This window comes from Arthrobacter sp. D1-29, assembly GCF_054130585.1.
Window position 1 is genome coordinate 3669632 of the sequence record NZ_CP096383.1, and the last position, 21968, is coordinate 3691599.

Below are 21968 nucleotides of genomic sequence, written 5' to 3' on the forward strand. Positions count from 1 at the left end.
CAAACTCAATGAGGAGTGGAATAGCATGCAGCAACTCGCGCACCGGCTCGAACGGCTGGGCACCGAAACCGCCTTCAGCGTCGCCCAAGCCGCGGCCGCCTGGAAGGCGAAGGGGAACCAGGTGTACCCCTTCCACCTCGGCGACATCAACATCCCGACGGCCCCTCATATCGTCGAGGCGATGACCCGGGCAATCGCCGACGGCTACACCGGCTACTGCCCCGGCCCTGGCATCCCGCAGTTGCGCGAGGCCCTCGCCGAGGATCTCGGGGCCCGCCGGGGTATCGAATTTTCCCCCGACAACGTCGTGGTGATGACGGGCGGCAAGCCCGTCATCACCAAGTTCCTGCAGGCGGTCATGAACCCCGGCCAGGAAGTGCTCTATCCGAACCCCGGCTTCCCGATCTATGAATCGCAAATCGAATACCTCGGCGGCACTGCTGTTCCATACAGCTACGTCCCCACCAGCACGGGCTTCGCGATCGACATCGACCAGGTGCGCGCCTCGATCACCCCGAATACCGTCGCAATCATCTACAACGACCTGCAGAACCCCATCTCGGCCGAGTCGACTGCGTCCGAGCGGGAGGCCATCGCGCAGCTCGCGCAGGAGCACGACCTCTGGGTACTGTCCGATGAGGCGTACTTCGAGACGCGCTATGAGGGTGTCTCGAGCTCGATCGCGTCGCTCCCCGGCATGGCGGAGCGCACCGTGATCCTCTACACCTTCAGCAAGAAGTTCGCCATGACCGGATCCCGCCTGGGCTGCGCCGTCGCGCCGATCGAAATCGCCAAAATTCTCAGTACACTCAACACCAACGATGAGTCATGCACCACGCACTACGTGCAATGGGCCGGCATCGCAGCGCTCCGTGGAACCCAGGAGCCCGTACAGCAGATGCTGGATATCCTGCGCGTCCGCCGGGATGCCGCGTGCGAACTCGTGAACGACATCGCCGGCATGCACGTCGCCGTGCCCAAGTCGACGTTCTACCTTTTCCCTGACGTCACCGAGGTCATGGAGCGCATGGGTTACAAAGCCGTTGGCGATTTCGCCTCCGCAGCCCTCTACGAAACCGGCGTCTCCTTCTGCACACGTGAGCACTTCGGCCGCCGCCAGCCCGGCGAAGAGCGGCAGTACATCCGCCTCGCATACTCGGGCATCGACGTTGCCGACATCAACGACGGCCTCGGCCGCCTGCGCAAGTGGATCGAGACGGCATGAGCCGGGTCGTCGTCACGGGACGTATACCCGAAACCGCACTCGAGAAACTGCGCGCCGAGCACGAAGTCGATGCCTGGTCCGGTCCGGAGTCGATTGGCCGCGAGGAGCTCCTGCGCCGGGTAGCCGGCGCAGATGCCGTAGTAAGCCTGCTCACCGAACGTATCGACGCCGAGCTGCTCGATGCAGCGGGCCCGCAGCTCAAAGTGGTCGCGAACGTCGCCGTCGGCTATGACAATATCGACGTGCCCGCCTGCACGGAACGGGGCGTGGTGGCCACCAACACTCCCGGCGTGCTCACGGAGGCCACAGCCGATATCGCGCTCGGCCTCATCCTCACGGCCACCCGACGGCTCGGCGAGGGGGAACGGCTCATCCGCTCTGGCCAGGCCTGGAAGTGGGGCATGTTCTTCCTGCTCGGCAGCAGCCTGCAAGGCAAGACCCTCGGCGTCGTCGGCATGGGCGGCATCGGCCAGGCAACCGCGCGCCGCGCCAAGGCCTTCGGCATGGAGATCGTCTACCAGTCGCGCAGTGAAATCGATCCCGCCGTCGCAGCCGAGCTGGGCGCCCGCCGGGTCGAGCTCGATGAGCTGCTGGCCATCTCCGACATCGTCTCGTTGCACTGCCCCTACGGGCCCGCCACCCATCATCTGATCAGCGCCGAGCAACTCGCCGCCATGAAGGGCTCGGCGTACCTCATCAACACCGCGCGCGGACCGATTGTCGACGAAGCAGCGCTCGCGTCTGCGCTTCGCGAAGGGCAGATCGCGGGCGCCGGGCTCGACGTTTTTGAGAACGAGCCCACCGTACACCCAGGATTGCTCGAGCTCGACAATGTGGTGCTCGTGCCGCACCTCGGTTCCGCCACCGTTGAGACGCGCACGGCGATGGCGATGCTTGCCGCCGATAATGCGCTCGCCGTGCTCTGCGGGGAACGGCCGCCAGCACCGATCAAGTAGGAGCAAGCAGCGCCCACGCACGGGACGACAACCCGGCCGAGTCCCGAGGCTCGTCCGAAAGGGATGGGCCTCGGGACTACTTAGCCTCCGACCTCGTCCGTCTTCGCGGTCGTGTCTGGCGAGGAACATGCCTCCGCAACTGGCACTCCGAAATAGTGTGGCCAGCCCGGCGCCGGAACCACCGTGGCCGCTGCCCTTCGCAGGGTCGGACAGCCCTGCTGCCTCCCGGCGACAGTATTTACCGGGCATCAAATCTTAGAGAGAGAAAATAGTGACACGTATTGGCATCGTGGCCGAATTGGGCCGTGAGACGAGGGTGGCGGCGACGCCTGTCACCGTGAAGCAGTTGCTGGGGTTGGGCTACGAGGTTGTGGTCGAGAAGGGTGCGGGTGAGTCGGCATCCTTCCGTGATGAGGCTTATGCCGAATCGGGTGCCCTGATTGTGGGCGCCGATGAGGCGTGGGGCAGCGAGGTGGTGTTGCGGATCAATCCGCCCACTGAGGATGAGATCGCCCGTCTCACTGAGGGTGCGACGCTGATCGGGTCGTTGAGCCCAGGATTGCGGCCTGAGTTGGTGGAGGCGCTGGCTTCGCGTCCGATCACGGCGCTGGCGTTGGATGCGGTGCCGCGGATCTCGCGGGCCCAGTCGATGGATGTGCTCAGTTCGATGGCGAACATTGCTGGGTACCGTGCCGTGATCGAGGCGGCTCACGAGTTCGGGCGGTTTTTCACGGGTCAGGTGACCGCTGCGGGGAAGGTCCCGCCCGCGAAGGTCCTGGTGGCGGGCGCCGGTGTTGCCGGGTTGGCGGCGATCGGTGCGGCGTCGAGTCTGGGTGCGATTGTGCGGGCGACGGACCCGCGGCCGGAGGTCGCAGACCAGGTGAAATCCATCGGTGGAACCTACCTCAAGGTCGAGGTCGCCGAAGAGATGAAGTCCTCCGACGGATATGCGAGGGCGACCTCCGAGTCGTATAACGCCCGGGCTGCGGAGATTTACTCGGAGCAGGCAGCGGATGTGGACATCATCATCACCACCGCCCTGATTCCGGGGCGCCCGGCGCCGAAGCTGCTCACGGCCGAAGATGTGGCCAGCATGAAGTCGGGCAGTGTGATCGTGGACATGGCCGCGGGCCAGGGCGGGAACGTCGAAGGCTCGGTCGCCGGGGAAAGGATCGTGACGGACAACGGGGTGGTGATCCTGGGTTACACGGATCTTCCGGCCCGTTTGCCGGCCCAGGCCTCCCAGCTGTACGGGACGAACATGGTGAACCTGCTCAAGCTCCTGACCCCGGACAAGGACGGGGTCCTGCGGATCGATTTCGACGACGTCGTGCAGAGGTCGGTGACTGTGGTGCGTGAGGGGGAGACGACGTGGCCGCCGCCCCCGGTCCAGGTCTCCGCCGCACCGGCAGCCCAGGCTCCAACCATTGTTGCAGTTGATGAGGGAGAAACCGGTGCCGCTGGCACTAAGAAGACTGGCCTCAGCCGTGCTGGCAAGGCCGGTCTTTTTGCGGCGGGTATCGCGGTGTTGTTCGGGATCAACGCTGTTGCCCCGGCGCCGTTGCCGCAGCATTTCACGGTGCTGATGCTCTCGGTCGTGGTCGGGTTCTATGTAATCGGGAAGGTCCACCACGCCCTGCATACCCCGCTGATGTCCGTGACGAACGCGATTTCCGGGATTATCGTCGTCGGCGCCCTGCTGCAGGTCACCTCCGACAACATCGTGATGCAGGTCCTCGCCGCCGTCGCGGTGCTGCTCGCCAGCATCAACATTTTCGGCGGCTTCGCCGTCACCCGGCGCATGCTCGCCATGTTCTCCCGTGGTGGGAAGGCCCGTTCATGAGCGCCGCCACCGAAACTGCAGCAGCAATTATTACGAGGAGCTTTACCGTGACTGACGCCGTCTCCGGTCCATTGACCGCCGACTCCATTGCGGGGGCGGCCTACATCGTCGCGGCCCTGCTGTTTATCCTCAGCCTCGCCGGGCTGAGCAAGCACGAGAAAGCCCGCGCCGGGGTCGTCTACGGCATCACGGGCATGGTCATCGCCCTCGCGGCCACGATCTGGCTGACCCTGCAGGATGCCTGGGGCACGGGCCACGCACTGACCGGACTGGGACTGCTGGTCGCAGCGGTGCTGGTCGGCGGGGCCATTGGACTTTGGCGCGCCCGGGTGGTGGAAATGACGGGCATGCCCGAGCTCATCGCCCTGCTGCACAGCTTCGTGGGCCTCGCTGCAGTGCTCGTGGGCTGGAACGGGCACCTCGAAGCCCCGGCCCTGTCCCCGGACCTGACAGCGATCCACCACGCCGAAGTCTTCATTGGCGTCTTCATCGGCGCGGTCACCTTCACCGGCTCGATCGTGGCGTTCCTGAAACTCTCGGCCCGGATGAAATCCTCACCGCTGATGCTGCCGGGTAAAAACGCGATCAACCTCGGCGCCCTCGCCGCGTTCGTGGCCCTGACCGTCTGGTACGTCAACGATTCCCAGCTTTGGCTCCTCGTCGTCGTCACCCTCCTGGCTCTGGGGCTGGGCTGGCACCTGGTCGCCTCTATCGGCGGCGGCGACATGCCCGTGGTGGTGTCCATGCTGAACAGCTACTCCGGCTGGGCCGCCGCCGCGGCGGGCTTCCTGCTGAACAATGACCTGCTGATCATCACCGGGGCCCTGGTGGGCTCCTCGGGTGCGTACCTGTCCTACATCATGTGCAAGGCCATGAACCGTTCCTTTATCTCCGTTATCGCCGGTGGCTTCGGCATCGCCGCACCCACCAGCACGGGCGACGCAGACCAGGGCGAGCACCGGGAAATCACCGCCGAAGCGACAGCGGAAATGTTGACCAACGCCTCCAGCGTCGTGATCACCCCCGGCTACGGCATGGCCGTGGCCCAGGCCCAATACCCCGTCGCCGAACTCGCCCACCAACTGCGCGAACGCGGCGTGGACGTCCGGTTCGGCATCCACCCCGTCGCCGGACGCCTCCCAGGGCACATGAACGTGCTCCTCGCCGAGGCCAAAGTCCCCTACGACATCGTCCTCGAAATGGACGAGATCAACGACGACCTCGGCGGCACCTCCGTGGTCCTGGTTATTGGTGCCAACGACACTGTCAATCCCTCCGCCGCGGAAGACCCGGGAAGTCCCATCGCCGGGATGCCCGTCCTAAGGGTCTGGGAGGCCGAGAATGTGGTGGTATTCAAACGCTCCATGGCGGCCGGCTACGCCGGCGTCCAGAACCCGCTCTTCTACCGCGACAACTCCCAAATGCTCTTCGGCGACGCCAAACAATGCGTCGAAGACATCCTCCGCGCCTTCTAATTCGCCAGCTCCTCTTCCCCCGCAATGTCGTTGACGGGCTTTGGGCCGGGCACAGGCTTGATCACCTACAAAACGAGACGAGAGACCATGACCCTGTCACGACTATTTCGTAACAGCACTCCTATCAACGAGACCGGGTTAAGAGAACCGGAGCCAATCCTCAGCACCGAACGAGCACAAGCATCACTGCAGCCTGCCAATTTCATCGACGAATTCGATGCGTCAGCGTGGGTAGGACTCCACTACAGACACGAGTTTTTACTCCACTACAAGCACGAACTTTTGGAACACCACCCTTCGGTGGGTGGATCGCGTTTGCTAACCTGACAGGTCACACGGGTCCTACTTGGCCACAGCGGCGCGCCGACCACGAAGTGGATCCCTGGTCCGGTCCGGAGTCGATTGTCGCCGTGGGCTATGGCAACATCGACGTCCCGGCCTGCACCGAACGGGGCATCGTGGCAAGCTGGGAGCGCCTGTGCAGGAACGAGTACGAGCCCCGTCCTAGGGACGGGGCTCGTACTCATTTTTTGTGGAGCTAAGGGGATTCGAACCCCTGACCTCTTCGATGCGAACGAAGCGCTCTACCAACTGAGCTATAGCCCCGGAACAGCCCCGCCAAAGGACGGCAGCGCCGGTGACCCTAGGCTACAAATTTTCCGGCCGTATTACCAACCGGCACGCAGGAGTGACTTTCATCCCGCCGCGCGGAGCATTCGCCCGCGAGAAACTCACGCCCGACGACGCTGCAGGACATCATCGAGGTTGCTCAGCGCACTCTGGGCCTTTGTGAGCGGCTTTGCCGGGGCGGCAGCAGGAGCAGCCGGAACACCCTGCTTAAGGGACGGTTTCCCGACGGCTTTGGGGGCTTCGGGCAGGTCGAGGGGCTCCGGCGCGGGCCGCTCAGCCTTTGCAGCTTCAACGTAGACCGGCTTCGGTACATCCACCGGTTGCCAGGTTTCGCCGGGCTGGGGTACAGCAGTGGACCTGACACTGGTGTCTCCTGCCGCCACCGCCACAGCAAGGGCAGCCTCCCGCAGCTCCACGGCAGTTAAGGGCTTGACCTTGGGCCGGTGTGCTTCCGCATCAAACAGAGGACTTTCGGGCTGATGGGCCGGGAACGGTGGCCGGGCCGGAGTAGCTGGGACTGGTTCCGGCCGGCGCGAAGGTGCAGCCATGGCCGCGGAGAAGGCAGCGTTGACTTTCGCTTTCCGATCCCGGACAGCGAGCCACCGCAGCACCACAACGGACGTCACAAACGCCGCCAGGCACCACACCGGCAGCAGGGGCGTACCCCGCCCGAACAGCAGCAGCGCCCCGGAAACAAAACCAGTCAGCAGCGCCGCGAGCCCGAGGAGGGCAAGGCCCGTCCTGCCGTAGCGGATCCGGAAAGCACCCGGCGTCGTGGTTCGGGTTGCGTCCCGTTCGGATACGGGGCTCTTCCTGATGTCCATGGCTTTCTCCTGAGGGGCGCTGATGTTCATGAGCATCCCGGCTCTCGGGTCCAATGATTCAGTGGCTGGTGTTTCCGCCGGAATCTCGCCGGCAACCTGGAACTGGGGCCTGCGGTTCCGGAGAACGTAAGGGGCAACCCACACAATCCAGAGCACAACGGCGACCACCAGGATCACTGAGCTGCTAAGAGGGAAGTCCACACTCAAAACCGTATGAGCATTAGCGTGGTGGCTGCCGCATTAGCCCCGGTGTGTCGCAGGTGGACTGTGAATCAATGGATTTATTACGGACGGGACGCCAGCCAGCGGCGAAGCAGTCCGTCCGGAACTTCTTCCGACGTCAGCGCGAACGTCCGGTGGTCTGCCCACTCGCCGTTGATATGCAGGTACCGCGGCCGGAACCCCTCATCCCTGAAGCCCAACTTTTCAACGACACGCAGGCTGGGGCCATTCTCCGGCCGGATATTGATCTCCATGCGGTGGAGCCCCAGTGTTTGGAAACAATGGTCAGTTGCCATCGCCACTGCCGTAGGGGCAATCCCGTGTCCGGCCCTGGCCTGGTCAACCCAGTAGCCGAGCGTGGCCATGAGTGCCGATCCCCACACTATGGAGGAGACCGTGAGCTGGCCTACGATAACCGGGGAGCGGGCGCCGGGCGTGCGTTCAGTGATCAGGAAGGGCAAGGCGGTTGCCTGGGCGGCCTGGATGTTGAGGGACCGCACCATGTGCCGGTAATCGGGCAGGCCTCCTCCCGGGACGGGGTTGGAGGCTTCCCATGGCGCCAGCCATTGGCTGTTGCGGGCCCGGACCGCTGTCCACTCCTTTTTGTCCCGGTAGCGGATCGGGCGCAGGACCAGGTCGCCGCACTCAAGGGTGACGGGCCAGATTGGACCGGCGCGCATGGCATTACCTGGAAAGACCGGCGGTGAAGCCTGGCAGCCATTCCCGCAAACCGGGACCCAGGTCATCGCTGTCGATGGCCAGCTGGACGCAGGCCTTGAGGTAGCTGAGCTTGTCACCGGTGTCGTAGCGCCGCCCGCGGAAGACGACTCCATAAACGCCGTCGCCGGCCCCGTCTCCGGCTGCCAGATCCTGAAGCGCATCCGTGAGCTGGATTTCGCCTCCGCGGCCCGGGCCTGTGCGTTCCAGCACGTCAAAGACCGCCGGGTTAAGCACGTACCGTCCGATCACCGCAAGATTGGAGGGTGCCTCATCGATATCAGGCTTCTCCACCAGTTTTTTGATCCGGACGTAGGCCTCGCCATCGATTTCCTCGACGTCGGCGCAGCCGTAGGCGCTGATCTGGTCCGGTTCTACCTCGATCAGGGCTACTACCGACCCTCCGGTCTTGGCCTGAACCTCAATCATGGTGCTGAGCAGTTCGTCCCGGGCATCGATCAGATCGTCCCCAAGGAGGACGGCAAATGGCTCGTTGCCTACGTGCTGCCTTGCACGCAGGACCGCGTGGCCCAGGCCGTTGGGGTCGCCCTGCCTGACATAGTGGATGTCGCCCAGGTTGCTCGCGGCCTGGATGGACTCAAGCTTGGCGGTATCGCCTTTGGCCGCCAATGTGGCTTCCAGGGCCGGGACCCGGTCAAAGTGGTCTTCCAGCGCCCGCTTGTTGCGGCCGGTAATCATCAGTACGTCGTTAAGGCCCACCTTGACGGCTTCCTCAACCACGTACTGGATGGCGGGCTTATCCACCACCGGAAGCATTTCCTTCGGCATGGCCTTCGTGGCAGGCAGGAACCTGGTGCCGAGTCCCGCAGCGGGAATAACGGCCTTGCGAACTGTCTGATGAGTGGTAGTCACTGGACTAATCTAACGGAGGGACCAATCATTCAGTAATTATCAGAGCTCCGGCGAGGGTGCCGGCATCGACCTGGGCAGTGGCCTGGTCAAGGCATTCGGAGCGGGCCGGACAGAGGAGCAGCAGTGCCTGGAGAGAGCAAGGAAGCAAAGGAAATCATCCGTGCACGTCACCGCCAGCGGCGGGCCCAGATGGCTCCCGGTGAGCGTGAAGCGGCTGGCGGCCGCCTGGCTGTCAACGGCCTCGAATGGGCCCAAGGAATGGCGGCAGAAGAGGCATCAACGTTTGGTGTGTACCTGGGGGTTGGCTCCGAACCGCCCACTGTGCCCCTCATCAACGCCCTCCACGGGCAGGGCCACAAGATCCTGCTCCCTGTCTGTGAACCTGACCGCCACCTGAGCTGGGTCTACTGGTCTCCCGAGGTGAACTTTGTGCGGAGCCGGTATGCCCCCATCCTGGAACCCGACGGCGTCCGGCACGGCCTTGACGTTATGGAAGGGGTGGCGGCCCTCGTCATTCCTGCCACAGCCCTGGACAAGAGCGGAAACAGGATTGGCCAAGGCGGCGGTTACTACGACGTCTTCCTGGCCTCCCTCGCTACCAGAGTTCCGCAACTGCCACTGGCAGCCATGATTTACGACGAGGAACTGCTCCCGGCAGGCACCATTCCCAGCGAGGAGTTCGACAGGAAAGTGCCGGCAGCCCTCATGCCCTCCGGCGTGGTCAGGCTGGCCGACACAGCATCCTGAGCGGGCCCAGCGGCGGGGATGATAGAATTAGCACTCAGGCCCTGCGACTGCTAATGACGGCTCGTTCCGTACAGGCAGCACGGGACCTCTCGTTTGCCCAAGAGGAGGAGCACCAGTGCCAACGTATGCCTACGCCTGCAAGGATTGCGGCCACGCCTTTGACATCGTCCAGTCATTCACGGACAGCACTCTGACGTCCTGCCCTGAGTGCCAGGGGACCTTGCGCAAGAAGTTCAACAGCGTGGGCGTTGTTTTTAAGGGCTCAGGTTTCTACCGGACGGATTCCCGGGATGCCAAGGGCAACACGGTGACGGCTGCTCCTGCGGCTCCCGCCACTCCGGCTCCTGCCCCGGCGCCTGCTCCCGCAGCCGCAGCCAGCTGATCTCTACGGCCTGCTGACGGCTGCACCGTCAGGCCATAGCCTTCGACGCCGGCAGCCTGGTTGTCCACATAGGCGCCACTGCCACTGTCGTGTCTGGGTCCGCCAAACGTAGCGTGGCTGCATGCCAGCTACCCTCCTCCGCTCCCGGCGCCCCGTCCAGCGCAGCCGCACCAATCGAGGCCCTCATTCGCCGCCTGCACCCGGACGTGGGCCACGCCCCCGGATGGCTGCCTGGCTCAGCCGTAACCGCCGCCTGGCCGTTGCCCTCCTGCTCTGTCTTTCCGCTGGAATCGCCGTCAATCAGCTCACCCCGGCGCCTGCTGATTCCGTCACCGCACTGGCCGCCGCACGGGACCTCCCCGCGGGCATGGCATTAACACTTCCTGATCTGGAGGAAGTGCAGATACCGCCCCGGCTGGCGATTTCCGGCGCCCCGCAAAAAAGCATTGACCTTGAAGGCAAGCAACTGGCAGCGCCCCTGCGGAAGGGGCAACTGGTGGCGGACTCCCAGCTTCTGGGACCCGGCCTGCTGGCCGGGACTCCCCCGGGCTCAGCGGCCGTACCGCTGAGGATGGCGGATCCGTCGTCCATCCAGCTCGTATCTCCGGGACAGCTCGTCAATGTGGTGCTGACCGGTGCCAACGGCCATGACCAGAGATCTCCTCCGGAGGTGCTTGCGTCGGCCGTGCCGGTGCTTTGGACATCGGGACAGGGCGGCAAGACGGGCGAGTGGTTGGGTACAGGTGAGACCGACGGGCTGATCGTGGTGGCGGCAAGTCCGGACCAGGCAGCGCGGCTGGCCGGGGCCTCCACGCAGGGCAAGCTGTTCTTTGTCCTCGTGGGCGCTAACTAGCCTGCCATGCAAACATCCAACGCCAGCCACTGGCTACTCCAGACGGCAGCAAACGCTTACCCCCAGTGAGGGGGCTTCTGTTCCTTCAGCCAGGCATCATGGTCATCATCGGGCCCGTCGCCCCAGCGCCGCGGGTCATCTTCGGAAGCCTTGTTGGGAAGAATTGCGGCCGTTCCGCTTTTCTCCCCAGGCTGATCTTCGGCAGGGCTTTCGTTGCCAGCCGGCCCCTTGGCAGGGTTGTTTGTGGTCATGCCTGTCGCCTCCTGGCCCTCCCGGGCTCCGGTCCGGCTGTGGTTGTGGTGGTTCCCCCCTACCGGATCATGAACTTCAGCGTAGCCGGGTTCCTGCTCCCGGTCCTCCGCGTAACCGCGTTCGGGTTCCTGGTCCCCGGCGTAGTCCCGTTGCCGGTCCTGGCCCTGGTTTTCTAGGCCAGCGAGGGTCAGCGGGTCCACGTCGTCGTCAAAGAAACCGGCAGACGCCGTGGCCCGTCCGGGCAACACAACGTTCTCAAGGCCCAGGTAGCCGGCAATGCGGTCGGCGCAGGCTGAAGGGTCGGTGAATACTTCAATGGTCCACAAGGGCATGTACCGCCAGCCCAGACGTTCAAGCAACTGCGGACGGAGCCTGCTCCGCTCGCGGACGCTCATGGTCCGGTACTGCTCGGTGCCGTCCGACTCGATGGCCACGGGGCGGGGAATCTCGGCGTCGTCCTGCCCCATGGTGCTCAGGGGGTCCGCCGCAGCAACAACGTCGATAACGCCGTCGTACTGGTGCCAGACGCGGGCTCCACGGGCGCGGAGCCGGTCCCCCAGGTCAGCCACCAGGGGGTCTGCTCCGAGCGCCTGTTCACTGGCAGCCGCGCGGGATGCCGGAGTACCAAGGTTGGTGTTGCCCGAAATCTCCCGGTCCAGCAGTTCATAGAGGTCCACGGCGCCGTGGGCCAGGCGGGTGTGATCCAGGTCCTCCGGGCGGAAGCAGGTCAGTACGTGCAGGGATCTGCGTGCACGGGACATCGCCAGCGCGAACTTCTCCCTCCCGCCCTCAGCGGAAAGGGGGCCAAAGTTGTGCAGGGCACGGCCATGCGGAGTGCGTCCGAAGCCGGGCGAAAATATCACGTGATCCCTGACCAGGCCCTGGGCCCGCTCAAGGTCCACCACACGGAACGACTCAGGCCCCGCGCTAAAGAACCCCGCCAGTCCAGGATGGTTGGGCAGCTGAAGCCGGATGGACTCACCGATCCGGGCAGCATGCCGAAGGCTGGCGGTTACCACAGCAAGCGAGGTCCGCGGACGTTGCCGGGCATGTTCAAAGACCAGCTGGACCACACGGTTGACTTCCGCCACCACGGATTCCACACCCTCGTGATCGGCGCTGGGCAGGCCTGTTCCGTCCGGCAGGTATTCAACCAGCAACGCCCGGTCCAGCCCCGTTGCTGACTGGCCCTCCGGCAGCCGGCGCAGGCCGCCGTCGTAAAAGTTCTTGCTGAGCTGCAGCACCAGGTCCTCATCCACCGCCCGGTAGACAAAGTTTAACCGCCAGACAGGGAGGACGGAGGACAGCGCGGAAAAGGCGCTGTCCACACGCTGATGCGCCGATTCACCGACAGCCAGGCGCTCGACGCCGACAGTGAAGGTGCGGGGGCTGGCAATTTTGGAGTCCCCAAATGCTATGACCTGTTGGGCACGGGCGATGGATGGCAGGACTGCCTGCAGCGAGGTCGCTTCGGCGTCCAGGATGACCACGGCATCAAAGCGCTTTTCGGCCGGAAGGAGACCCGTCATCAGGTAGGGGCTCACGGACCAGACCGGCACAAGCATGGGGACGAGTTCCGGGGCCTGGGCCGTCAGCGCCGCAAGGGAAACCCTGCCGTCCTTCAGCAGGCTGCGGAGGAGGTCCGCCTGGCGCGGGTGCTGGCCGATGGCTGCGCGCCACCTCTCGGAAAGATCCCACCGCAAGCGTGCTGCGCCGCTTGCGATATGGGCGTTGTCTGCCAGCCGGTATTCGGCTTCGAGCTGCCGCAGGGCGTCGCCGTCGGACATCGCGAGGTAATCGTCCCCGCTGATCATCGCTTCGAGGGCGGACTGCCACCATGCCAGCTCGAGTTCGGCCGCCACCGAATCCGCAGGGACCTCGCGCTCAGCGAGGTCAGCAAGGAGTTCCCCCAACCCGTGCTCGCGCATGTTTTCCACAAGCAAGGTGCGTTCGGGCAGAGTTTTCAGGGTATGGGTGTCCGCGACCAGCCGCTCGAGGCGTTCCATCAGTTCCGGATAGGGCGAAGTGGCCAGGGATCCGCCCGCTTCGGTGTACCGCAGAGCCTCCCCCAGCTGTGTGAGCTCCCGGTCCAGGGACCGGTACATCACGTTCATCTCCGCGAGGCCGGAGGGTACGGCCGGATGGCGCTGAGTGGTTGCGTAGCCGGACCACAGAGCCCGCTGCTCCTGGACAAGCACCAGGGAACTGTGCAGATCGGCGATATGCACACCGGGGCGGACGTACTCCTTGGCTACACGGCGGAGACGTGACCGCTGCATGGAGGCCATGTCGATGTTCCGCTCGCGGCGCCAGGCGGAGGATGCGGTGGCAGAGATGAGATCGTGCACGGGACGGTCAAAGATGTCGGGTGTGAACTTGTCCAGGCTTCCCCGGACCGCCATCAGCAGTTCAAGCTGCGCGCCCCACTCTTCGAAGGATGAACCCAGGCGGATCTCGGCGTGCTCGGCAACGCCGCTCATCCGTTCCCGCAAAAGCGGCAGGTTCTTCGCCACGGAACGGGCCAGTTCCTGGGCTTCTTCGGTCTCCTTGCGCGTCAGCAGCCTTGCCCCGTGCCAGGGGCTGGTTGTGGACGCCCGGCTGAAGCTGCCAAGTTCGGCGGCACGGCGAAGCCTGCCTGCGAGCTCGTTGCGGTCCCGAATGTTGTCCAGCACACTTCGTTTGAGGCGGACGGTGGTGGCGGGGGCCGGCTGGATGGAGGTCAGCGAAGCTAGTGACTGCATGGCCTGGTATGGCGAGCACCCCCATCGCTTGCGCACGTTATGCAGCGAAGCAACGTGATCCGTCAGTGCGTGGCGATGTTCCGTGAGGGTCTTATGAAGGTTACCCAACTGCGGTTCGAGGGATTTTTCGTTCCGGATGATGGCCCGGACCAGTTGGGCCTTCAGCTGCTGCGGGGTGGCCGCGCCGGAGAGCTGGAACAGCATGGACTCCAGGCCCAACGATTCAAGCTGGCCGGACACTTCATTCAGGCTGGCCCGGCGGTCGCCGACCACCAGCACTGTTTTGCCCGCATCCACCAGCGCACCGATGGTGTTGATGGCCGTCTGCGTTTGCCCTGTGCCAGGGGGGCTGCTCACCACGAGTGATTCACCGGCGCGGGCGGCGTCAATGACGTACTGCTGGTCTGAGTCCGCGTCCAGCAGGAGCAGTTCATCGGCGGGATGTCGCTTGTCCACGCTGGGAAAGCGTGAGGGGTCCGGTTCCTCAACGTCCACCACTTCGCCGCCCCCGGCGCGGGCCAGGGCAGCCACCAGCGGACTGCCATCATTGATCCAGGGGTCATCGAGGTTCCCGGAGAGATCGGCAAAGGTGGACACCAGCAGGTTGTGCTGCGCCTCTGCACCGTGGATGGGCCTGATCAGGGCGGCCAGCCGGTCCAGGACGGGTTGGGGATCGAACCTGGCCGTGCTGTAGGCCAGCCGGGTCACGGCGTTGACGTCAAAGATAATGCCGTGGATGTTCTTCAGGTGCCGGACCAGCGCCGGGTTGATGTGCGCCTGTTCGGTGAGCTGGAGTTCATAGTCGTCCTCGCCCGGACGGACAGTCAACGAAATGGCCGTCAGCATCACGGGGGCCGAAATCCGCTGTGGCTTGCCTCCGACGGCGGAGGTCCACACGACGGTTCCTGCGGACAGGTATCCGGCGTCAATGCCGCGGTCATTGGCAAGCTCGAAGATCTTGGAGCGGATGTTGCGTGATGCCCGGGCTGCAACCAGGTATTGCTGGTGGTCACGAATCAGGGTGGAGAGGCGTGTCCTGCGGCCGGCCATCAGCTGGGCCAGGCCCGAAGGGTGTGCGTGGGTCAGGTCAATGGAGCCTTCCGGGGTCTTGGTGAAACGCAGCATGGTGTCTGCCCCGGTAACGGGTTTAAGCCCGGACAGCCATTTCCTGAGCTCCTCCGAGCCCTCGGGGTGGCCTTGACCAACTGACACTACTGCCTTCTTTTCTGCGTTTGCACGTGACGCCTTGGACCATACCGGCATGCTTTCGAGCGTAGCCGGTAAGAAGCCTTAGTAAGAGACGCAACACTGGATGATGCCAAATTGCGGAGGATTTCGCCCGGATAAGGGAATGGCCGGTCTCCCTGACGAAGACCGGCCACTCATTCCGCTATTCCCATTCAATGGTTCCAGGCGGCTTGCTCGTGACGTCCAGGACCACCCTGTTGACACCCTCCACCTCGTTGGTGATCCGGTTGGAGATCCGGGCCAGGAGATCGTAGGGCAGCCGTGACCAGTCCGCGGTCATGGCGTCTTCGGAGGAAACCGGACGGAGGACGATCGGGTGGCCGTACGTGCGTCCGTCGCCCATAACGCCAACGCTGCGGACGTCGGCCAGCAGGACAACCGGCATCTGCCATACATCGTTGTCCAGGCCGGCGGCGGTGAGCTCGGCGCGGGCAATGGCGTCCGCCTTGCGCAGCAGGTCCAGGCGTTCCTTGGTGACCTCGCCGACGATGCGGATGCCGAGGCCGGGGCCGGGGAACGGCTGGCGGCCCACGATTTCCTGAGGCAGTCCCAGCTGGGCGCCCACGGCACGGACTTCGTCCTTGAAGAGCGCGCGCAGCGGCTCCACAAGTTCAAACTGCAGGTCCTCGGGAAGCCCGCCCACGTTGTGGTGGCTCTTGATGTTGGCAGCGCCTTCGCCGCCGCCGGACTCGACGACGTCCGGGTACAGGGTGCCCTGGACCAGGAACTTGATCTTTTCGCCATGGGCGGCTGCCTCGGCGATGATGGCGAGTTCGGCTTCCTCGAACGCGCGGATGAATTCGCGGCCGATGATCTTGCGTTTCGTTTCGGGATCGCTGACCCCGGCCAGGGCGGCCTGGAACCGCTCCTGCTCGTTGGCGACGTAAAGCTTGACACCGGTGGCGGCGACGAAGTCGCGCTCCACCTGCTCGGCCTCGCCTTCACGCAGCAGCCCGTGGTCCACGAACACACAGGTCAGCTGATCGCCGACGGCGCGCTGGACAAGTGCTGCTGCGACGGCGGAATCAACGCCGCCGGACAGGCCACAGATGACCTTCGCATCGCCCACCTGCTGGCGGATGCGTTCCACCTGCTCCTCAAGGATGTTGCCGGTGGTCCAGTTCGGTTCCAGCTTGGCGCCCTTGAACAGGAAGTTTTCCAGGACCTGCTGGCCGTAGGCGGAGTGCTTCACCTCGGGATGCCACTGCACGCCGTACAGGCACTTCTCTTCATTGGCGAAGGCGGCAACTTCAGCGCCGGCGGTGGTGGCCAGCACCTCGAAGCCTTCGGGGGCCTCGTGGACTGAGTCGCCGTGGCTCATCCACGTGTTCTGGTGCTGCGGCATCCCCTCGAGCACAGAACGGCCCTCGCCGAGGATGGTGGTCTGGGTAGAGCCGTACTCGCGCAGGCCGGTCTTGTCCACTTTCCCGCCCAGGGCATTGGCCATGGCCTGGAAGCCGTAGCAGATGCCGAAGACCGGGATCCCGGCTTCAAAGAGGTCGGCCCCGACGGAGGGTGCACCGTCAGCGTAGACGCTGGACGGGCCGCCGGAAAGGATGATGGCGGCGGGGTTCCTGGCCAGGAGCTGCTCGGTGCTGTAGGTATGCGGAACCACTTCCGAATACACGTTCGCTTCCCGGACGCGGCGGGCAATCAGCTGCGCGTACTGGGCACCGTAGTCAACAACCAGCACCGGCTTCTGGGAAGTTTGGGATGCAGTGGGAGTAGTCACCGTACTAGCCTACTTTGCGCCGTTGCCTCGCCGCACATTCAGGGCTCCGGGTGTGACGGAGTGAACGTCCGACGGCGGGATGTCCGCTCCGTTATACGCGCCTGGAGCACAGGCTACCGACTTTGGGCCCACTACCGCTGGGCCTAGTACCGCTGGGCCTAGTACCGCTGTGGCGCCTGCGGGTTGTCCGCGAGTTCCGCCTCGACCTCGGCGTGGAACTTCTTCTCCACGATGAAGGACAGGAAGGGAACAACACCGCCCAGGGCCAGCAGGATGAGCTTGGCGAACGGCCAGCGCATCAGCGACCAGAGGCGGAAGTTGGACATCAGGTACACCACGTACATCCAGCCGTGGACGATCAGCACGGTGACGGAGATGTTGACACCGCCCACCACACCCTTGGGCTCGGCGTCCGCAAAACCCAGGCCAAACGGCTCCCCCGTCACGGCATTGGTTCCCCCGGCAAACAGGTACTGGCCGAACGCATAGCGGGCAATGAGCTCGGCACAGAGCAGCAGGAGCATGGCACCCGTGAGGTACGCCAGCACCTTGTAGAACTTCAGTGCGGAGCGGATCTGCGGTTCGGTACCGCCGAAGCGGCGCTTCCTGCCGGTTTTCCCGGCTGCGCCGCCGTTCTGGCCACTGCTGTTCTGGCCGCTGCTGGTTCCTTCGGACGGCTGTGCCTGCCTGGCCGGTTTGGGTTCAATCATGGCTGTACCTTTTGTTGGGGCTGATCAGAAGATGCTGGCGAATGGTGGTGGCCGTCGTCGAATTCGTCTTCGAGATCCCGGCGGTGGTCATCTTTGACCAAACGCCACCAGATGAAGATGGCGAAGCCGGCAAAGACAACCCACTCCAGGGAGTAGAAGAGGTTGAGCCAGTTGATCTGCTGGGCCGGCGGCTGCGGCCCGATGCGCAGGGGCTTGAGCGGCCCTGGTACCGCCGCCGGACTGACGTCCGAGCCGTTGGCGATTTCCGCCGTCGCGGCGACAAAACCGGGATAGCTGCTGACGTCCCAGTAATTGATGAGTTCGGCCACCGATACGGCGGTGGCCCGCCCGGGACCGGGGGCTGTTTCCGGCAGTGGCGCTTCGGAGGGCAGCAGCCGTCCGGTCAGTTCCAGGGTTCCCGACGGCGGCGCCGCGGCGTCCGCCGGATCCGCCACCCATCCCCGGGCAACCGGGATCCAGGTCTGCGGGGAAGCGGCTACCCCGGTCAGTGCGGGGGCGCCGTTGACGGCGAAGGCCGACACCACCCAATAGCCGGGTTCCCCGTTGTACAGCCGCCCGGGAACCAGGACCTGTTTGGCCGGATCGTAGGTTCCTACTGCCGTGACCATCTGGTCCGCCACCGAGCCGTGGAAGAAAGTACCCGGCTGAAGCGTCTCCGTGAGGGCCTTCGCGTTCTCCGTGGCAGGGTTGACGGGGACTTCCGGCTGCGTGGATCGTCCGAACTGCCATTGGCTCAGCAGGACGAACACCCCGGAAACGGCGATCGCGAAGATCAGGCCGGCGATCCATCGGGGCTTAAGGGCAGTTTTCCACACGTCTTAACCGTACTTCGTTCCTCTGTAGAACAACTAAATGGAGTGGCGGTCACGTCCTGCTGCGGGATGGCGGCTGCTTCCTCAGTGGTCAAAGAACACCAGGCTGGAGTTGATGAGTTCAGCGATCACCTCGGGATCGTAGGCACGCCGCAATGACTCCCGGAAAGACTCTTTTGAGAGCGAGCGCGCCAGCGTGGCCAGGACTTCCAGGTGGTCAGAGAATGAGCTGGCCGGCGTGGCGATCAGGAGGATGACGGTTGCGGGACCGTCCGTCGCTCCGAAATCCAGGGCGTGGCCGTATTTGGTGATGCCTACGGCGATTGAGGTGCGGGACACGAATTCGCTCCGGGCGTGCGGGAGACCGACGCCGCCCGGCAGGCCCGTGGCCAGCTGGTGTTCCCGGGCGTTCACATGCTGGAGGAACCCCGGAAGGTCGGTGACTCGGCCGGCGGAAAAAAGCCGCTCCGCAAGCTGTGAGGCAGCGTCTTCCTTGTCCGTTGCCTCCAGCTCCAGGATCACCATGTCCGGCGTGGTGAGTTCGGCATCGTACCGGTCAAGTGGTTCCGCCAAGGCGTGTCCCTTCAAATGAGGCGAGAAAAAGTGTTGCTGGAGCCCCTCAGCGCAACGGAACGATGTCCTCCACACCCAGGCGGGCGGCGTCGGCGGAAATATCGTCCGGCTGCTGCTGGCTCAGGCGTTCGGCTTCAACCCGTGCAATATAGTTCTTGATTTCGTTTTCACGCTGCGCATCGCTCCAGCCAAGGACTTCGCCCATCAGTTTAGCGACTACCGGAACGGCTGAAACACCGCGGTCCCAGGACTCAATGGAAATCCTGGTCCTGCGTGTCAGGACATCATGGACATGGCGGGCTCCCTCATGGGTGGCGGCGTACACAGCTTCCGCCTGCAGGTAGTCGTCAGCGCCGGGAAGCGGCTCAGCCAGGACAGGGTTTGCCTCGATGATGGCCAGCACCTCGGGGGTCATGGATCCGTACCGGTTTAGCAGGTGCTCCACGCGGGCAACGTGCACCCCGGATTCCTCGGCCGTACGGTTCCTGCGGTTCCAGGCGGCTTTGAAACCGTTGGCTCCCAGGAGCGGAATAGTTTCGGTGCAGCTGGGCGGGACGCGCTCATCCATGGTGCGGGTGGCCTCGTCAACCGCGTCTTTGGCCATCACCCGGTAGGTGGTCCATTTGCCGCCGGCCACCACAACAAGCCCGGGCACGGGGTGGGCCACGATGTGTTCGCGGGACAGCTTGGCCGTCGTGTCGTTTTCCCCTGCCAGCAGGGGGCGGAGCCCGGCATAGACGCCTTCAACGTCCTCCCGGGTCAGCGGCCGTTTCAGTACCCGGTTGACATGTTCCAGGATGTAGTCGATGTCCTTGCTGGAGGCCGCCGGATGGGCCTTGTCCAGGTTCCAGTCCGTGTCCGTGGTGCCGATGATCCAGTGCCGCCCCCAGGGGATGACAAAAAGCACGGACTTCTCCGTTCGCAGGATCAGCCCCACGGTGGACTGGAAGCGGTCGCGGGGAACCACCAGATGGATGCCCTTGGAGGCCCGGACCTTAAGCTGTCCGCGTTCAGTCACCATGGCCTGGGTCTCATCGGTCCATACGCCCGTGGCATTGATAACCTGTTTGGCGCGGACGTTGAACTGTGAGTTGTCTTCGTGGTTGACCACCTTGGCCCCAACGACGCGTTCGCCTTCACGCAGGAAATCCACCACAGCCATCTGATTCACGGCATGGGCGCCGTAATGGGCGGCGGTCCGGATCAGGTTGGCCACGTATTTGGCGTCGTCGACCTGGCCGTCGTAGTAGCGGATGGAACCGACGAACGCATCATCTTTGAGGCTGGGGGCAGCCCTGAGCGTGCCGCGCCGCGTGAGGTGCTTGTGGAACGGAACGCCCCGGCTGTGGCCGCCGGAAATAGACATGGCGTCGTACAGTGCGATGCCGGCACCCACGTAGGGCCGTTCCAAAAAGGGCCTGGTCAGCGGGTACAGGAACGGGACTGGACGGGCGAGGTGCGGTGCGAGCTCGGTCAACAGCAGGCCACGTTCGTGAAGCGCTTCCTTGACCAGGGCGAAGTCCAGCATTTCGAGGTAGCGCAGGCCCCCGTGGATCAGCTTCGAAGACCGGGAGGACGTACCTGCTGCCCAGTCATTGGCCTCCACGATGCCTACTGTGAGGCCCCGGGTTACGGCGTCCAGGGCGGCGCCCGTGCCAACGATCCCGCCACCCACGATCAGGATGTCCAGTTCGCGGCCGGGCTGGGAGGTTGCCCTGAGCTGTTCGATCGATGCTTCCCTGGCTGCGGGTCCCAGGGCTCCGTTGTTGTTGGGAACACTCTTCATCGAACGCCTCCATAGCCGCTTGTGCAGGTAGTAACCCAGACTACTTCCTTGCAGGAGTGTTGCGCAGGCTGGGCCCGGGGTGGGTCCGGCCTGCCAGCCTTTGACGGCGGGATCAGAGCCTCAGTTGCCGGCGTACGGGGACACCACGACGTCGACCCGCTGGAATTCCTTCAGGTCCGAATAGCCGGTGGTGGCCATGGAACGGCGCAGCGCACCGATCAGGTTGGAGGTTCCGTTGGTGTGGTGGCCGGGCCCGAAGAGAACCTCCTCGAGGGGGCCCACGGTGCCTACGTTCGCCCGGTCCCCGCGCGGGAGTTCGAGGTGGTGGGCTTCCTGGCCCCAGTGCCAGCCCTTGCCCGGAGCCTCTTCTGCCCGGGCCAGTGCGCTGCCCAGCATCACGGCGTCGGCGCCCATGGCGATGGCCTTGACGATCGCGCCGGAGCTGCCCATTCCGCCGTCGGCGATCACGTGGACGTAGCGCCCGCCGGACTCATCCATGTAGTCGCGGCGGGCGGCCGCGACATCGGAGATGGCGGAGGCCATGGGCGAATGGATACCCAGGGCCCGCCGTGTGGTGCTGGTGGCTCCCCCGCCGAAGCCCACCAGGACTCCGGCCGCGCCGGTCCGCATGAGGTGCAGCGCCGGTGTGTAGCCGGCTGCGCCGCCCACAATTACCGGAACGTCCAGCTCATAGATGAACTGCTTCAGGTTCAGGGGTTCGTGGTCCTTTGAAACGTGCTCGGCAGAGACGGTGGTTCCGCGGATCACAAAGATGTCGACGCCGGCAGCCACTACTGTCTTGTAGTGCTCCTGGGTGCGCTGCGGGGTCAGTGATCCCGCCACCGTCACCCCTGCAGCCCTCATCTCAGCGAGGCGCGAGGTGATGAGCTCAGGCTGGATGGGGGCGCGGTAAAGCTCCTGCATCCGACCCGTCACAGCGGGGCTGTTGGTCTCGTCCTCCAGGGCGCCGATCTCATCCAGGACCGGCTGCGGGTCCTCGTAGCGGGTCCACAGGCCCTCAAGGTCCAGCACGCCCAGTCCGCCCAGCCGGCCAAGGGCGATGGCTGTTTGCGGCGACATGGCTGAGTCCATGGGGGCGGCGATGACCGGCATATCGAACTTGTAGGCATCGATCTGCCACGAGACGGAAACGTCCTTGGGATCGCGGGTACGACGGTTAGGGACAATCGCAATGTCATCCAGGGAGTAGGCACGACGCCCACGCTTGCCACGGCCGATCTCAATCTCGTAAGTCACTGCTCTAGGTTATCCCAGGCGCAGGATGGGGACGGCTCCCCATCGCAGCCGGCGCGGAAATGACGTAGCTTGAATCGCAGGATCAACGC

17 protein-coding genes and 1 tRNA gene are annotated in these 21968 nt (G+C 64.5%); 7 read left to right on the forward strand and 11 right to left on the reverse strand.

What is annotated here, in order from left to right; all coding sequences use genetic code 11:
- Positions 1–25: 25 nt before the first annotated feature.
- From M1E17_RS16510 to pntB, 4 genes are all read left to right on the forward strand, one after another.
- Entirely contained in the window at positions 26–1225 is a 1200-nt protein-coding gene (locus M1E17_RS16510) for a pyridoxal phosphate-dependent aminotransferase (protein ID WP_457963044.1), read from the forward strand.
- Complete coding sequence (locus M1E17_RS16515) at positions 1222–2181, forward strand: 2-hydroxyacid dehydrogenase (protein ID WP_457963045.1); 960 nt, start codon at positions 1222–1224, stop codon at positions 2179–2181. The genes M1E17_RS16510 and M1E17_RS16515 overlap by 4 nt, the downstream gene beginning before the upstream one ends.
- A gap of 271 nt (positions 2182–2452) precedes the next feature.
- Entirely contained in the window at positions 2453–4024 is a 1572-nt protein-coding gene (locus M1E17_RS16520; protein ID WP_457963046.1) for a Re/Si-specific NAD(P)(+) transhydrogenase subunit alpha, read from the forward strand.
- Positions 4021–5499 (forward strand): Re/Si-specific NAD(P)(+) transhydrogenase subunit beta, encoded by a 1479-nt coding sequence (gene pntB / locus M1E17_RS16525; RefSeq protein ID WP_457963048.1) that lies wholly within the window; start codon positions 4021–4023, stop codon positions 5497–5499. Before M1E17_RS16520 ends, pntB begins: the two co-directional genes overlap by 4 nt.
- 533 nt (positions 5500–6032) lie before the next feature.
- Here the strand turns inward: pntB and M1E17_RS16530 are convergent.
- From M1E17_RS16530 to galU, 4 genes are all read right to left on the reverse strand, one after another.
- Positions 6033–6105, reverse strand: a tRNA-Ala gene (locus tag M1E17_RS16530).
- A 125-nt stretch (positions 6106–6230) separates the two neighbouring features.
- Positions 6231–7154, reverse strand: a complete 924-nt coding sequence (locus M1E17_RS16535) for a hypothetical protein (protein ID WP_457963049.1) — start codon at positions 7152–7154, stop codon at positions 6231–6233.
- Positions 7155–7237: 83 nt separating this feature from the next.
- Positions 7238–7855 (reverse strand): GNAT family N-acetyltransferase, encoded by a 618-nt coding sequence (locus M1E17_RS16540; RefSeq protein ID WP_457963050.1) that lies wholly within the window; start codon positions 7853–7855, stop codon positions 7238–7240.
- A 4-nt stretch (positions 7856–7859) separates the two neighbouring features.
- Positions 7860–8765 (reverse strand): UTP--glucose-1-phosphate uridylyltransferase GalU, encoded by a 906-nt coding sequence (galU, locus tag M1E17_RS16545; protein WP_457963051.1) that lies wholly within the window; start codon positions 8763–8765, stop codon positions 7860–7862.
- Between the two features lie 123 nt (positions 8766–8888).
- Here galU and M1E17_RS16550 point away from each other — a divergent pair, with 123 nt between their 5' ends.
- The 3 genes from M1E17_RS16550 (at position 8889) to M1E17_RS16560 (ending at position 10747) form a co-directional block, all read left to right on the forward strand.
- A complete protein-coding gene (locus M1E17_RS16550; RefSeq protein ID WP_457963052.1) occupies positions 8889–9512 on the forward strand; it encodes a 5-formyltetrahydrofolate cyclo-ligase in 624 nt (207 codons plus the stop codon).
- A 115-nt stretch (positions 9513–9627) separates the two neighbouring features.
- A complete protein-coding gene (locus M1E17_RS16555) occupies positions 9628–9894 on the forward strand; it encodes an FmdB family zinc ribbon protein (protein WP_457963053.1) in 267 nt (88 codons plus the stop codon).
- 121 nt (positions 9895–10015) lie between these two features.
- Complete coding sequence (locus M1E17_RS16560; protein ID WP_457963054.1) at positions 10016–10747, forward strand: RcpC/CpaB family pilus assembly protein; 732 nt, start codon at positions 10016–10018, stop codon at positions 10745–10747.
- A gap of 56 nt (positions 10748–10803) precedes the next feature.
- On the opposite strand, the gene M1E17_RS16565 is transcribed toward M1E17_RS16560, so the two are convergent.
- The 7 genes from M1E17_RS16565 to M1E17_RS16595 all read right to left on the reverse strand — a co-directional run bounded on the left by M1E17_RS16565 (position 10804) and on the right by M1E17_RS16595 (position 21879).
- On the reverse strand, positions 10804–15003 hold the full coding sequence (locus tag M1E17_RS16565) for an AAA family ATPase (RefSeq protein ID WP_457963056.1): 4200 nt from the start codon (positions 15001–15003) through the stop codon (positions 10804–10806).
- 127 nt (positions 15004–15130) lie between these two features.
- Positions 15131–16720, reverse strand: coding sequence for a glutamine-hydrolyzing GMP synthase (guaA, locus tag M1E17_RS16570; protein ID WP_457963057.1), 1590 nt, complete (start codon positions 16718–16720; stop codon positions 15131–15133).
- A 158-nt stretch (positions 16721–16878) separates the two neighbouring features.
- The gene (locus M1E17_RS16575; RefSeq protein ID WP_457963058.1) at positions 16879–17430 is read right to left on the reverse strand and encodes a DUF3817 domain-containing protein; all 552 of its coding nucleotides are present in this window, start codon (positions 17428–17430) and stop codon (positions 16879–16881) included.
- Positions 17427–18266, reverse strand: coding sequence for an SURF1 family protein (locus M1E17_RS16580; protein ID WP_457963059.1), 840 nt, complete (start codon positions 18264–18266; stop codon positions 17427–17429). Before M1E17_RS16580 ends, M1E17_RS16575 begins: the two co-directional genes overlap by 4 nt.
- Positions 18267–18347: 81 nt before the next feature.
- A complete protein-coding gene (locus M1E17_RS16585) occupies positions 18348–18836 on the reverse strand; it encodes a PTS sugar transporter subunit IIA (protein ID WP_457963060.1) in 489 nt (162 codons plus the stop codon).
- Positions 18837–18882: 46 nt separating this feature from the next.
- Complete coding sequence (locus M1E17_RS16590; RefSeq protein ID WP_457963062.1) at positions 18883–20622, reverse strand: glycerol-3-phosphate dehydrogenase/oxidase; 1740 nt, start codon at positions 20620–20622, stop codon at positions 18883–18885.
- 120 nt (positions 20623–20742) lie between these two features.
- Positions 20743–21879 carry a GuaB3 family IMP dehydrogenase-related protein gene (locus tag M1E17_RS16595; RefSeq protein WP_267275798.1) on the reverse strand — a complete coding sequence of 379 codons (1137 nt, stop codon included), beginning with the start codon at positions 21877–21879 and terminating at the stop codon, positions 20743–20745.
- Positions 21880–21968: the final 89 nt, after the last annotated feature.